This window comes from Bacillus sp. LM 4-2, assembly GCF_000978495.1.
GTDB lineage: Bacteria > Bacillota > Bacilli > Bacillales > Bacillaceae > Bacillus > Bacillus subtilis.
In genome coordinates this window covers 1,808,154-1,824,641 of the sequence record NZ_CP011101.1, presented here as the reverse complement: position 1 = coordinate 1,824,641, position 16,488 = coordinate 1,808,154, and the positions used below count along the sequence as shown (strand labels likewise).

The 16,488-nt window shown below is 46.1% G+C and carries 1 protein-coding gene; it reads right to left on the bottom strand.

Annotation, left to right across the window (positions count from 1 at the left end):
• Positions 1–2 precede the first annotated feature (2 nt).
• Positions 3–16,466 carry a non-ribosomal peptide synthetase gene (locus tag bslm_RS08965; RefSeq protein ID WP_080481053.1) on the bottom strand — a complete coding sequence of 5,488 codons (16,464 nt, stop codon included), beginning with the start codon at positions 16,464–16,466 and terminating at the stop codon, positions 3–5.
• Positions 16,467–16,488: the final 22 nt, after the last annotated feature.

Here is a 16,488-nt window from a genome sequence, read left to right as displayed (position 1 = left end):
TCCTATAACAGTTGTTGAATCTTTGTGCTGTCACCCGGGTGATAGCTTCGCAGCTTTTGAATGGCGGAGCCGTGAGTTTCCGGGTACACTTCAATCGTTTCGTCTGCCTGTTCCGCTTCATCATTCGTTTCGTTTGCCATTTTCATCATTACTAGCTGCTTCAACGGTCCCCCGAGCAGCAATTCCAAAGCTTCCATTGCTTCAGGGGCTTCAATTGAGCCTATGCCTGCCTGAGCCATTCTCTTCTGGTAATCCGGTGATGAAACAACACCAATGCTTCCCCAATAACTCCAATTCATCACGGCCACTGTACAAGGCCATACGTGAGACAACCGCTGTGCAAAAGCATCCTTAAAACTGCAGCCCGCAGCGTAGTTGCTTTGTCCGGAAGCTCTTGCAAACGATTGTACGGAAGAGAAAAACAAAACAAAATCCAGTGGTTCATGCCGGAAAACTTGGGCCATTCGCACGCTTACATCAACCTTTGCAGCAAGAACGTTTCTGAAACATTCCTCACTCATATTCATCAGGCTTCGATCTTGTAAGACAATCGCAGAATGGATGATGCCGTTGATTTCACGATGCGTTTGTTTCATTGTTTCATACGCGCGTTCAAATTCCTCTCGGTTAGCCGCATCTGCTTGAATGTAATACGGGGCTGGCCCTAGACGTGCAAGTCTGTCCAGCTTGCTTTGAATGGCTGCATCCTTTTTCCTTCTGCCAATCCAAACGATCTGCGCCTGATATGTTCTGATCATATATTCACTCCACGCCTCACCAATACCGCCAGCTCCGCCTATGACAACATAAACACCTCCGTGCTTATACTTCGTGTGCACCGGTTGATTGTTGTGTACTGGAATTAGACGAAGCTTATGCCAAATCTTGTTTCGATAGGCCCACGTATTCCCTTCTTGATCGGCAGGCAAGGAAAGGAGTTGAGATAACGGCAGGTCTTCGTATTTTTTAACATCGATCAGCTTTGTCTGCCAATTTGGATATTCTTTTGTCATTGAACCAATCAGGCCGTGCACCCCGGCATCGACCGGGTCGACAATATCATGCTGATCAACATATTGTGTGTTCACCGTCACGACCGTCCAGCTTATCTCCTTCTGTCCATAGCCTAAAGAAAGCATTGCCTTAATGAGCCTATACATTTGAATGACGCCTTGATCTTGGGCTTCAATCATTTCATCGCCGACTTCGCACTCTGTCACACGAGAAGGAGACATCCACACGATGTGGTCAAACGATCCGAGTGCTTCAAGCTGGCCTGTAATTCTATGAATTGATGCGTTCGGCTCAATGTACAGCTCCTTGGCAAACGGAAACTCCCTTTGAACAGCTTTTCTGCTGTTGTCATCCCCTCCGAGGATGACAACACGCTCATCAGCAGGCGAAATGCTCCTCTTCTCCAGCTGCACTCGATCCCATATCGGCGCCATAAGAAGCGCTCCGTTAAGAGTTGCTTTGGAGTTTCCTAGTGATGTCGGCCCGTCTGGCGGTTGTATGCCTTCTTCCAGCAGCCTTGAGGTAATCCCCTTGATTCTTACACACACTCGGCCTTGTTCATCACACAAATCAATATCCAGTCTCTGTATTTTGTCCTCATTAGGACGAGATGTCACAGACACCCACATTTTATTTGTACACGGGCTGAATATTTCTAGCTCTTGCAGCGCAAAAGGCAGAGAAAGCTGCTCGTCACCGGAATTCAGCTTTAGCCCGATCGACGCTTGTAAAGCAGAGTCGGCCATACTTGGATGAAGAACGAATTCATTCAGTGTGTGAGTTACACCAGCAGGCAGAGAAAGCTCTGCCAAGGCTTGATTGCGGCCGATGTAAAGCCGATCTATCCCTTGAAAACCAGGTCCGTAGTCAATGCCGATCGCCTTAAACAATTCATAACACTGGTCGTGTGAGAGTGTGCTTAAACTGCATTGGTCTTGAAGCGCGCTGATATCCTGGACTGGAATGTCTCCTGCCCCACGGATTGAAGCACTGCCTTGACAATGTATCTTTCGATCATTGTGTGCAGCCTCTGTATAGACATTAAAAGCAATCTCGCCGTCCTGCTGGGGATTTAGACTGATATCCACTTGAACAGGCTGGCCATCCGCCACAATCGGCTGCACCCACACAACATTTTTGATGTGAATAACAGATTGTTGATCTTCGGTTCTTCTCACTGCTCTTGTAACGGCAGCATGAACCATCTCAAGATATGCCACGCCCGGCATAACCGGTTTTCCCTTCACCTTATGATCGGCGAAAAAGAACTCAGCACCTGTAAAGGCCGAGCTGAAACGCTGCTCTGACAAATCAGATGTGTTGACATGTATCAATGGATGCAAAGCTGCTGATTCGACTGTTTTTAAAGCTGTTTGATGGGCGGCTGCCTCCTCTTTCGTATCCGTTATCCAGTAGCGTTCTTTCGCAAATGGATAGGTAGGGAGGCTGATGCGTTTCGGCTGTTTGCCGTCATACAGTTTACTCCAGCCTATTTCCATGCCTTTTACCCATAAATCAAGCAGTCGTTCATATATGTGAGGCTCCCAGCTATTGTTGAGCGTTTTCTGTACTTCGTCATCTGATCTCAATGTTTGTGCGGTACCTTTTTCTGCTCTGCCTCTGTACATGTACTTCGCATTGGTGCCCCCTTCTATAAAGAGGTTCAGTTTTTCCAGCAAGTCCCCAGTCGAGACAGCGATGATCCCTAATCTCTCCTCCATTGCATCACGCCCCTCTTGGAGTGTATAAGCAATATCAGTGAGGTCACGAGCAGTGATAGATCGCTTGCTGATAAAGTCTGCTAATTGCCGGGCTTGGTCTTTCAGACGATCTTCATCCTTTGCCGACAAAATAAAGATGCCCGGGTGCTGTGCTGTCACAGCTGGTGCTGTTGCAGGATGGGTTGTTTCTTTCGGGATATATTCCTCAATGACCACGTGGGCATTGACGCCGCCTATCCCGAACGAACTGATGCCTGCGCGGCGCGGCAGCTCTCGGCCGGCTTCATCCCGAAGCGCCTGCCACTCTCTCGATTCCTGCACAATATAAAACGGGCTGTCATCCAGTCTGATATACGGATTAACAGTTTCACTGTACAGACTTTTGACAAGCGTTTTATGCTTGAGCTGCAATAACACTTTAATGACACCCGCCACACCGGCCGCCAGCGATAAGTGACCGATGTTTGTTTTCGCTGATCCAAGTCCGCAATGGCTGCCATGAACAGCCGGGTCCCCCGTTTTTTCATACAGCTCTTTAAATGCCGCTTTTAAGCCGTTGATTTCTACTGGATCGCCCAGCTCGGTTCCAGTCCCATGCGCTTCAATATAAGTTACGGTTCTTGGATCAATTCCCGCTTTTTCATATGCTGTTTTTACGACATCCGCCTGAGCTTTCGGATTAGGAGTCGTTAGAGAATTTGCGCGGCCACCGTGGTTTACCGCACTTCCTTTAATGACACCGTAAATATGATCACCGTCTCGTTCAGCCGCTGTCAGCTTTTTCAGAAAGAGAATGCCGGCACCTTCACTGACTGCGAATCCATCGGCTTTGTCAGAAAATGTTTTGCATCTTCCTTCTTTGCTCAGCGCCCCGGCCTTATCATAGGCGATATGGCCTTGCGGAGTTACGACCGTGTTGACCCCTCCCGCAATCGCCATTTCACAGTTTCCATTTTCAATGGCGCAAACCGCATGATGAATGGCGACCAAAGAGCTTGAGCACGCAGTGTCGATCGGTTCACTCGGTCCATGAATGTTCAGGAAATAACTGACTCTATTCGGTCCTGCAGAAGGACTCATATTCGCAGCCGCTGAGCCTTCGATGTCTACATTTGACAGAAGTGAACTGTACCCTGTGTTTCCTGTCCCGATGAAGATGCCCGTTTTAGTTCCTGCCAGGCTTCTCGCTGAGTGTCCCGCTTCTTCTATCGCCTTCCACGCATAGGTCATTAACAGGCGCTGCTGAGGCTCCATCTGCTCAGCCTCCAGCGGAGATATGCCGAAGAACAATGGATCAAAGTCAGCTACTTCATCAATAAAACCGCCCCATTTGACGTTTGTTTTATTCGCTTCTTTCAGAGGGTCTCCGTAATACTCCTGCCAATCCCAGCGGTCTTTTGGAACCTCTGTAATACAATCTGTGCCCGATGACAGGTTCTTCCAATATTCCTCAACGTCTTTTGCCTTTGGGAAAACGCCGCTCATTCCCACAATCGCAATAGGCTCAGGCTTGTGATCAGCTTCCTTTTGCATTGGTGTTACCGAAGGTTTTACAAAGCGGTTTTCAGTCGAAAACGTCATATTTTTTATATTCTGTTCGACAGGCTGCATCAGCACCTCAGCTTTGGCAGGCGTTTGAGCTGTAAAAGCATTTGGATATTCTTCTGACAGATACCCTGCAAATGCATAAACAGTTGCGTGCTCAAAGAAGATCGTAGGCGTAAGATCCAGCTTGTACTTCTCATTCAGTGTATTTGCGAATTCAGTTAACGTAATCGAATCAAATCCATATTGATTAAACTCCATGTCCTGGTCAATCTCTTCAGGTTTGATTTTGAGCAATTGAGAGATTGTTTGCTTTAAAACTTCTTGAATGTGATCGAACATATTCCCTTGATCCATTCTTGCTTCAGATGTCACCGGTACTTGCACTGTTTTCATTGGTACATCATCAGAAGACGGCTTTTGAGTCAGCTTTTCCCTCATCATGTCTTTGAATCCTTCCATGACGATGACTTGATCTTTGCCAAATGCCAAACCTTTATACAGCGCTTGAATGCCGGTCTCGGTCCGCATTGGAGTCACACCTGTGTTTTTCAACGTCATGTTTTCAATTTCTTTATTCGCGCGCATGCCGCCTTCTTTCCAGAGCGGCCAATTGATTGACAACGTTTGTCCGTGCCTGTACATGGCGGTTACAAGCGCATTCCGATAAGCAGCATAACTGTCCATAAATGCATTAGCCATTGCATAATCGGCCTGTCCCGCACTGCCGGCAACACTTGATATTGAAGAAAAGAGGATAAAGAAATCTAACGCAAGATGCTCGGTTGCCTCATCCACATTCACAAGCCCTTTCACCTTAGGAGCGAGAACTTGTGTCAGCTCTTCATTGGTTTTGCTCATAAGATAGTTATCTTTAATCAGCCCAGCGCTGTGAATGACACCATTCAAGTCTTCGTAATCAGACGTAATGCTTGTGATAAGCTCGGAGGCTGCTTCCGTTTGTGTCACGTCAATCTGCCTGTATTCTGCGCGAGCCCCTAATTGCTGAAGTTCGTTAAGCTCCGCCTGCTGATCCGCATTCAACGCGGATCTGCCTGTCAGAATGAGCACAGGCTGTTCGGCTTGACGAGCAATCTCTTTTGCAAAAATAAACCCAAGTCCTCCTGCACCGCCCGTGATGAGGTATACACCTTTATCTCTCCAAGGCATGCTTATTTCCCGATCATCTATTTGCATCTCATCCAGATCATTGATGTACCGTTTGCCTTTTTCATATTTGATGTGCTGATCTTCTGTGTGCCTTTTATTCTCTTTCAGTTTTTCTATTACACTTTCAATATTTTCATGTGAATCGATTTCAATCGTCTGGCCGATTAGTTTTTTATTCTCCAGGCCGGCGGTTTTAAGGAGCGCCGATAGCCCTGAGAATGAGTACTGCTTTCTTTGTGCAGAGGTAAGCAGCTGGATCAGAACATTGCCCTGAGGTCTGCTTTTGAGAAGACCCTGGACCGTCTCAAGCGCTTGTTCGGCATAATCTTGGAACCTCTCTGCAAGTCCTTCGCGGAATGACTCCAAAACGATGCATTCCGCTCCTGTCATTCTTGATTCAACGCGATCTTTTGAGAGGCCATTCATGTCGCAAAGCATGACAATGTGCCGTTCGTAATGAGGCTCAGGACTATCTTTTTTAAAATCCTTAGGCACCCATTTTTCTTCAAACATCAGGGTTGCCAGCGTTTGATCAGATTCCGCCGATCCAGAGCCGCCTTCTGCTGCTCTGAAAGATAATCCTTTCATCCGTACGCAAACATTGCCGCTCTCATCTAAAATATCAATATCGCGCTTTTGCACCTTATCAGTTGCCTTGCTGCCTTGGCTGTATCTTGCGTATACCCACATTTCTGACGAACATGCTCCGAAGACTTCAAGCTCCTGGACCGCAAAAGGCAGTGTCAGCTGGTTATCCCCGGCGCCTGTCAAAATGCTTGACGCCTGCAAAGCAGAATCCATCAGCCCAGGGTGCATTTTGTATTGGCTGAGCGTATCTGCAGCTGACGGATGCAATGACAATTTTGCCAAAACAAATTGTTCAGCTGTATAGATTTTTTCCACTCCGCGATAAGCAGGACCATATTCAAATCCAATCATTCGATAGGTGTCGTATACTTCGTTTACGCTGAAATGACTTTCCTGACACTGCTCCCGCAGAGATTGCAAATCAACCGCCGGCAGATTTTCAGCAGGATTCAATACCGCGCTGCCTTGACTGTAGACGATTGACTGTTCGCCAGTAACGTCTGAATGACCATAGATTTCATAAGATATCTCACCATTTTCTCCCGGTAAAAGCCTAATGTGTACTTGCTGCGGCTGATCCTCTACAACAATAGGCCGCACCCACACCGCATTCTTTAGCTTCATGATGCGCGGTACATCTTGTACCTCTGCGGCCTGCTCAACAGCTGCCCGCGCCAATTCAAGATGAGCCACTCCCGGCAAAATCCGTTGGCCTTTCACAACATGATCAGCAAGGAAAAACTCTTCTCCCGTATAAATAGAGCTAAACCTTTGTTCCGAGAGATTGGATGTGTTTTGATGCATTAATGGATGCAGCATGGCTCCGCCAAGGCGGGAGGCTGCTTGATTTGCATCAATGCTGCTTTTTTCAATATGATCAGAGATCCAATAACGGTCTTTTGCGAAAGGATACGTCGGCAAGCTGATGCGCTTTGGCAGATTCTCGCCATACAATTTCGTCCAGTCTACATCAAGCCCTTTTACCCATAATTCAAGCAATTTTGCATACTTTCCCCGTTCCATCCATTTCTCGACGGCTTCTTGAATCTCTTCGTCCTCTGTCAGCATTTGGAGTGTGCCTTTATCAATCCTGCCTTTAAATACATCCTCCACACCGCTTTTCTCCGCTGCAAAGTCTTTTAACTTTTGCTGTAAATCCTCAATGGAACCGGAAATAATCCCGAGACGTTCTTCCATCGCATCCCGTCCGGCTTGCAGTGTATAAGCGATTCGGGCGAGATTTACGTCACTATATGTTTGCTTATCAAGCGCATCTGCCAGCTGCTGTGCATGTTCTTTTAGCCGCGCTTTATTTTTAGCCGATAAAACGAAGATACCCGGATGTTCCGGCGTGATGGATGGTATATTCTCATCGGATGCTTCCGGAATATATTCCTCGATAATCACATGGGCGTTTACCCCACCGATTCCAAATGAACTGACACCTGCCCGGCGAGGAAGCTCTTCTCCCCGTTCATTTTTCAGCGCTTTCCATTCTTCCGTTTCCCGTACGATATAGAACGGACTGTTTTTCAGCTGAATGTATGGATTCACGGTTTCGCAATGCAGACTTTTCACTAAGGTTTTATGCTTAAGCTGCAATAATATTTTAATAACTCCTGCTGCACCGGCTGCCAGCGATAAGTGGCCGATGTTTGTCTTTACAGAACCTAAACCGCAGTAAGGATTGGCTGATGTGTCTCCTTCATTTACACCCAATGCTTTAAAAGCTGATTTCAAACCGTTAATTTCAACCGGGTCTCCAAGCTCCGTCCCGGTTCCGTGGGCTTCAATGTAGGTCACGGTTTTCGGATCGATTCCCGCTTTTTGATATGCCGACTGAATAACATCTGCCTGCGCCTTCGGATTGGGAGTCGTTAAAGAGGCTGCACGGCCGCCGTGATTGATTGCACTGCCTTTTATGACTCCGTAAATGTGGTCTCCCGCTTCTTCAGCCGCTTTTAATTTTTTCAGGAACAGTATGCCGGCACCTTCCCCATGTGCAAAACCATCGGCTTGATTTGAAAACGTCTTGCATTTTCCTTCTTTGCTCAGTGCTCCCGCCTTATCAAAGCTGATATACACCTCAGGAAGGATAATCGTATTTACACCGCCGGCTAATGCCATGTCACAAGTGCCTTCCTCAATTGAAGAGATGGCATGGTGGATCGCCACTAGTGAACTTGAGCACGCTGTATCAATCGGTTCGCTCGGCCCGTGCAGATTAAGGAAATAACTGACCCGGTTCGGACCGACCGATGGGCTCGTATTGGCTGCCGCTGATCCTTCTATTGCCGAATTCGCTTTAGATAGAAGAGAGCTGTATCCTGTATTTCCCGTTCCGATGAAGACGCCGGTCTTTGTGCCTGACAACCTTTTCGCCGAATATCCTGCATCTTCGATCGCTTTCCAGGCGTAAGTCAGCAGTAAGCGCTGCTGAGGTTCCATTTGTTCAGCTTCACGCGGGGAAATGCCAAAGAATAATGGATCAAAATCTGCAATACCGTCAATAAAACCGCCCCATTTCACGTTCGTTTTATTGACTTCCTTCGCCGGATCACCTTCATATTCACGCCAATCCCAGCGATCTTTCGGGATTTCCGTCATGCAGTCTTTGCCCTCTTTTAAGATGTTCCAGTACGCCTCAACGTCTTTCGCCATAGGGAAAATCCCGCTTATGCCCACAATGGCAATTGGCTCAGGCCCAGCATCACTCTGTATGGCGTTTGGCAGCATGACTTGCTGCTTTCTGCGTCTTTTAGCTTTGGCACGCACGGCTTGTTCCTGTTTCGGAGCAGGCTGAATCTGAGCCGATACAGCGCGCACAGCAAATGTCTTCGCAAATACCGATTGATATTCTTCTGACAAATGCTTGCCAAACGCATGAATCGTCGGGTGGTCAAAAAATACGGTTGGCGTCAGCTCTAACTGATAGGCGCGATTGATATGGTTGGTGAATTCAGTCATGGAGATAGAATCAAAACCATACACCGTCATCTCGGCGTGATCATCAATCGTTTCAAGCTTGACCTTTAACAGCTTGGCGATCTCTCGCTTTAACATCGCCTTTACTTTATCCAGCAAACTGTCTGTATCAATGCTATTTATTTGTTCAGTCATGTGTTCTGCTTCCTTCTTTTCCATAGGTGCTGAGGCGTTTTTGGCCAGCATGTTTTGTTTTATTTTCTGCACATCGCCTTCGATTACCATTACTTGGTTTGCCTCTGAATGAAGTGCTTGATATAATGCCTGAATTCCTTTTTCCGCCCTCATAGGAACAATACCGGCCAGTTGCACAAGCCTATTCTCAGTTTCTTGATCGACCTGCATGCCTCCATCTCTCCATAAAGGCCAGTTTACAGAAAGCGTCTTCCCATGCCGCTGGCTGAGGTCGGCAAGCCTATTTCGATAGCCTGCATACATATCCATAAATACATTGGCTGCCGCATAGTCAGACTGGCCAATGCTCCCTAAACTTCCTGAAAGAGATGAAAAGAGAATAAAGAAGTCTAAAGGCAAATCCTTGCTCGCTTCGTCTAGATAAACAAGCCCTTTTACTTTAGGCGCCAGTACATCGTGCAGATCTTTTACCTGTTTATTAACCAGGTAGCTGTCCTTGATGATTCCGGCACTATGAAGAATACCGTTCAGACGGCCATATCTTTTTTGAATGTCGTCAATGAGCTTATAGACTTCAATTTTATTGGTAACATCTGTTTGCCGGTAGGTGATGTCAGCCCCCTTACTATGAAGCTCTTCCAGCTTTTTGCTTTTGCTTTCGCTAAGAGGTGAGCGGCCTGCCAGAATGACTGTCGCATTTTTCGTTTGTTCCGCAATTTCCTTTGCAAAAATATGACCTAGTCCGCCGGCACCTCCTGTAATGAGATAAACGCCATTGTCTTTCCACGGTTTGCTGCCGTCTCCTTTTGCCTGTTTGATTTCACGCCAATCAGCAATATACCGTGTCCCGTTTTGATATTTGACATATGAATCGCCGCTCATTTGATTTTCTAACAGTTTGCCAGCGATGCTTTCTCCACTTTCTTCACCGCTGACTTCAATCATTTGGCCGGTTAGTTTGGCATTTTCCTGACAAGCTGTTTTCAGCAGTCCTGTCAACCCTGAAAACAATTGCTGTTCTCCCTCTGCAGAGGTTACGATCTGAACGAGAATGCCGTCCTTCGGTTTCTTACGAATGATCTCTTGTACCTTTTTAAACACTTGTTCTGTATAAGAATGGAAACGCCCATCTACTGAAGAAGGCCTTGCTTCCAGGCTGTATACATGGACATCCTCGATGGCTGCTTCAATCTGTTCTCTCGTCTCATGATCATATTCACATAGGAATACGAGATGCTCTGCATATTTTTTTGCTGCCGCGCCTTCAGCTGCCTTTTGTTCTTGCCAAACGGGCTGAAGCAATAAAGTTTCAGCGTTGATTTTTGATGGTTCGGTTTGTATATCTGCCTCCATCACTCTCGTCGAAAATCCTTTCATCCGCACGCAAATCGTGCCATGCTCATCGCATAGATCAATATCGACTTTCTGTATCAAATCTCCCGGTTTGTTTTTCGAGTTGAATTGAACATAAACCCACATGTCAGAAACGCACTGACCAAAGACCTCAAGTTCCTCCAGAGCAAATGGCAGTGCTGCCTTAAAGTCTTCAGTGTCTGAAAGTTCCGCTCTGACGACATTTTGCAAATATTCAGCCGCCTGTAACGCTCCGTCCATTACACTTGGATGAAGAACATAATCGCCCAACGTATGTGAAACAGATTCCGGCAGTGATAATTTGGCAAGCAGCTGGCCGTCGCCTTTATATACGGCCTCTACACTCTTGTAACCTGGACCGTAATCGGCGCCAATCATCCCTTCATAAAACGAGGCAGCATCCATTCTGCTTTGATCACATTGTTTCTTGATCTTAGAAAGATCCAGTGCTTTTTCTCGCTTTAACTGAATCAATTCCGCTTTACCTTGGTTATATACAACTGGTTCTGCATCAGCGGATTCCGGATCACCATACATCCGATAAGCAATGTGTCCGCCATCTTCATCGTAAAGTCCGATATTTACCTGAACCGGCTCACTTCCTGCTACAACCGGGCGAACCCACACGACATTTTTCAGCCTGATTCCAGTTTCATGATCCTCCAATCCGCCAATTCCTTGTTCTATAGCGGCTCTTGCCATTTCAAGCGTGACCGCCGCCGGCAAAATCGCCATGCCTTTAATGATATGCTCGGCAATAAAATACTCTTGTCCTGTGAAAATGGAGCTGAAACGCTGCTCTGACAGAACCGATGTATTATGGTGCACCAAAGGATGCAAACGAGATGGTTCAACTGTTGTGATAGCGCCGGTGCTGCTTTCAGGCCAGTATCGTTCTTCGGCAAAAGGGTATGTCGGCAAGCTGATGCGGCGTGGCTTTGTATTTGGATAGAGCCTGCGCCATTCAACGTGAAAGCCATTTGCCCACATCTCGGCAAGCTTTCTCAATTCTTCTTTTGATATCCGTGATGAAGCCATATCATCTGCTTCAGCATTTCCAAGCAGCTGTTCAGCGGATGTCATTCTCGTTTTTTCTCCTTGAATACAGCCTTCTGTGAGCGGCTTTCCAGTCACAAAAACTTCCAGCTGATGTTTCCATTCTTCCAGATCGTTCACTATAAAAACGATCCTGTTATCCATTGCTTCACGGCCGACTTGGAAGGTATATGCAATATCTCTTAAAGAGAAATGCCTTTGCTCGTCTTGACTGATATAGGACAGCATTTCCTTCGCGTATACTTGGAGCCGTTCACTATTTTTAGCTGATATAGGAATGATGTAAGGCTGATTGCCTTCGTTTTCGGTACCTGCATCAGAAATGTTTTCATATTGCTCAAATATTGCATGGGCGTTAGTTCCGCCAAGGCCGAATGAGCTCAGAGCCGCCCGATGGACACCTGCGTGTTTCTCTAACGATTTTCGTTCACGGACAACATAAAAAGGAGAGCTTTCAAACTTTATATCCGGATTCGGCTCCGTACAATTGATGGTCGGTGCAAGTTCATTATGGTATAAACTCATCGCAACTTTAATGCATCCGGCTAACCCCGCAGCTGTATCCAAATGGCCGATATTCGTTTTCACTGAACCGATTCCGCAAAATTGTGTTTTGTCTGTGTATTGCTTGTACACTTTATTTAGAGCAGACATTTCAATAGGATCGCCTAATTTTGTTCCAGTCCCGTGTGCTTCAATATAACTGACCGTTTCAGGATGGATCTTGGTTGTATCCAATACATGCTGTATCACTTCTGTTTGGCCTTTTACACTAGGCGCATAGAAGCCTGCCTTCTCTGCCCCATCATTATTGATACCTATTCCGCGCATAATGGCATAAATATGGTCTCCGTCTTTTACGGCATCCACAGCTTTTTTCAGCAGGATGACTGCTACGCCTTCACCTCCGGCCATTCCGTCCGCCGAAGCATCGAACGCCTTCACATGCCCGTCGCTTGAAAAATTCAACCCGTTTTGGTGCACGTAGCCGATCGCTGATTGTGCGTGCAATGTTGCGCCCCCGACAAGCGCATATTGTGATTCGCCCGATGTCAGGCTTTTGTATGCCTGATATAAACCGACTAGTGATGAAGAACAGTTTGAATGAACAAAATAGCTTGGCCCTTTTAATCCGAGCTTATGTGAGATCATTGTGGGAATGGTTCCGCTTTGGGCTAAAACCCATGAGACATAGCCATCCGGTGATTCATGTCCTTCTGTTGTCTCCTTCGGCAATAACGTTCTATATGAATTGCTGCTTGCAGACATATATACACTTGTTGCCGGAATCTCCTTAGCCACATATCCTGCATCTTCAATCGCTTTCCAGGAGTGCAGCAATAAGAGGCGGAGCTGAGGGTCCATATACTCAGCATCTTTTGGCGAGATTTGAAAGAAACCGGGATCGAATAAGTCTTTCCCTTCGATCACAGATTGTACAGGCACATAGTCAGGATGCTGTATCAATTCTTCGGGAACTCCATTTGCGCGAAGCTCTTCTTCAGAAAAGAATCGTATGCTTTCTTTGCCTTCTTTGATGTGGTTCCAGAAGTCATGATGATTTTTCGCACCCGGGAACTGGCAAGATATCCCCACAATCGCAACACTGTCGCCAAAATAAGGGGGAATCTTCTGTTTCGGGTATTTTCCATCTTTTTTGTCATCATGATCATCTTCATTTTGTGTCCCGGCTAGATCTGAGTTTTTCATCTCCAAAATGTATTCACTGATTGCACGGATCGTGGAATACTCAAACAGCTCAGTAACATGAAACTCACAATCGAATTCTTTTTTGATTCGTTCAGCCACAGCTACAGCCAGAAGCGAATCGCCGCCCGCATCGAAAAATCCGTCTTCCGGCCCAAATCCGCTGACCTTGAGCGTTTCCTCCCAAATGCGCAGCACCTGATCCTCTATTTCCGTTAATTGCAAGTGATTTGGTTTCCTTCTGTTGAACACGATCTCGCGTTTTTCTAATTCTTTACGGTTCACTTTTCCGCTGGGCGATAATGGAAGCTCATCTAAGCGGATAAAGTGTGAAGGTATCATATATTCAGGCAGACTCGATTTTAGATGAAGGCGCAAATCTTTTGGATTGGCAGAGGCATGTCCGCTTTCCTCTGTATAATAAGCAGCGAGCTGTTGATGGCCCTCCAGCTGCTTCACCACTACCGCCTGATCTAAAATGCCCGGAAATTCACTCAGCTTTGTTTCTATTGCGCCCAGCTCGACGCGAAAACCGCGTATTTTGACTTGGCTGTCAATCCGTCCCAAGTATTCTATGTTGCCGTCAGAAAGCCACCTTGCTGAATCACCCGATTTATATAGCTTCGTCCCTGGTTCAAAGGGATTATCAATAAATTTTTCAGCCGTAAGCCCCGGCTTTTTAAAATAGCCTCTTGCTAAGCCGGCTCCAGCGATGCAAAGCTCACCAGGCTTTCCGATCGGGACAGGCTTCAAATGCTGGTCCACAATATAAATTTTCGTGTTGGAAACAGGCTTTCCAATCGGTGTATGGTGACTTGCGATATCTCCTTTTCCGCATCCGAAATACGCAGCGTAAATGGAGGCTTCCGTCGGTCCGTATATATTTTCAACACGGCAGTTTGTAAAGAGCGATACCGCCTTTTTCACTAATTCTTTAGGGAAGGCTTCACCTGCAACCATCATATACTTCAGCGGACCGTCCTCTGTGAATCGCTTGTTGTCTTTCGCCATTTCTAAAAAAACATGCAGCATGGCCGGCACAAAATTAATGTGAGTCACTTTATATGTTTCAATATAATCCATGCAAAGCTGCGGTGATTTCTCCCCATTAGGCGGAAGAATCACTAGACGGCCATCTCCAATAAACCATCCGAATAATTCTGAGATCGATACATCAAACACATAGTTCGTCTTCAATAAATATGCATCCTCAGCCGTTACAGGATAGTGAGATTCAAGAAAATTCAGGGTATTCATAATGCTCCGATGCTCTACCATAACCCCTTTAGGCTCTCCGGTGCTTCCCGATGTATAAATAATATAAGCGAGGTGTTCCGGTTTTACTTCCCGCTTTAAACCGCTGCTTTGCTGGTCTGTATAACCGTCTCGGCAAGTTAACTCGATATTGATCGCTTTTACATGGCTGCCAGTTAATCCGATGATCCTATCATGAACGTTAGGTTGGGTGAGGACAATGGATGCCTGACTGTCTTTGAGCATGTACTCTAATCGTTCTTGCGGAAAACTTGGATCTAACGGCACATACGCTCCGCCAGCTTTCAGTATTCCTAAAATTCCGATGATCATATCAAACGAACGCTCTGCACAAATGCCAACGGGCTGTTCAGGTCCAACACCCTGATGTTGAAGGTAGACTGCCACAGATGTGCTTTTTTCATCTACTTCTTTATATGTAAGTGATCTGTCTTCAAACATCAAAGCAACCGCATCGGGGGTTTGTTTCGCTTTTTCCTCAAACACCTCATGTATACACTTTTCATTTGCGATGTTTGTCCCTGTCGCATTCCATTGTTCCAGCAAACTAGTTTGTTCTTGATTTAATTGCAAAGAGTAAGCTTCAAGCGGCAAAGACGGGTCCTCCATCATGTGCTGCGCGAGCTTCATATAGTTCTCCATCATGCTTTCAATGGAGGACAGTTCGTACAAATCAGGGTTGTACAGAAGATGAAGCACTGTTTCATTTTCTTGCTCATATATTTCGAGCGCCAGCTCAAATTCACCCTCTTGCCGAATGTCTTCAATATATTCGATGCCAAGCGTTTGATACGGTTCGAGCACTTTTTGCAAGCCTGTTGCCTGAAAAAAGTTTTGGTACAGAAAAGCTGTTTGAAAAACCGGAGAATCCGCGGCCGAGCGGTCTACATTCAGCTCTCTTACCAATGCAGGGAACGGAAACGCCGCATGATCCAGGCCGTCAGCCACTGTCAGCTGCAGTTCCCGAATAAATGCTGTTAATGGCTGAGATCCGATATTCTTGCTCCGAACAGCCATCATATTGATAAAATAACCGATTAGGGTTTCAAATCTGTCTTCTTGCCGACCCATTGTCGGAACGCCAACAATGATATCCTTTTGTTTTGTATAATGATGCAGCAACACTTTGTAAATGGAGAGAAACACAACCGATTCATTCACATGATTGGTGCGGGCAAACGATTTAATTTGATTTTTCAGGTGATGGGGGAGCAAGCTTTTATAAGCTTGCCCCTTGAATTTTCGTGATGAAGACCGCGGACGGTCAGCAGGCAAATCAAGAACTGGCAGACTCCCAGACAACTGTTCTTTCCAGTAAGCGAGATGCTCTTCCCCTTCTCTGCCAGTCAGCATCCGTTTTTCCCAATCGACAAAATCGTAATAATCAGCTGTTAATGGCTGCTGCAAGGGCTCAATCCCATTCAGCAATTGTTGATACGCTTCGAATAGCGCCGATATCAATGTCAGCATCGACACACCATCAAATATGATATGGTGAATTGTTATAAGAACAATGCATTCTTCTAACCGATGAAAAAGGTGTGTGCGCCATAACGGACCAGCTTCCAACTGGAAAGGTTCTTTTGCTTTTTCTTTTAGAAAAGGAAAGATATCTGCTGATTTCATTGCTGATATATCCTCTTCCACAAAATAAAGATCCTTTGATAACTGAACCGATTGAAATGGAATGCCATTTTCTTCTTGAATCACACTGGCTAAGATCGGATATTGTCTCTGTACAAACAGAAGGGCTTTCTTGAACGTCTCTGCATGTATTGGTTTGCTGAAGCGAAAGCATAAAGGAATATTATATGCACTCATCCCAGGAGACATTTTTTGAAGCATCCACAGCCCTTTTTGCCCTTCTGAAAGCGGGCTTTTCAACTGCCGCTTCATGCCTTTAAGATGTTCTTCCACC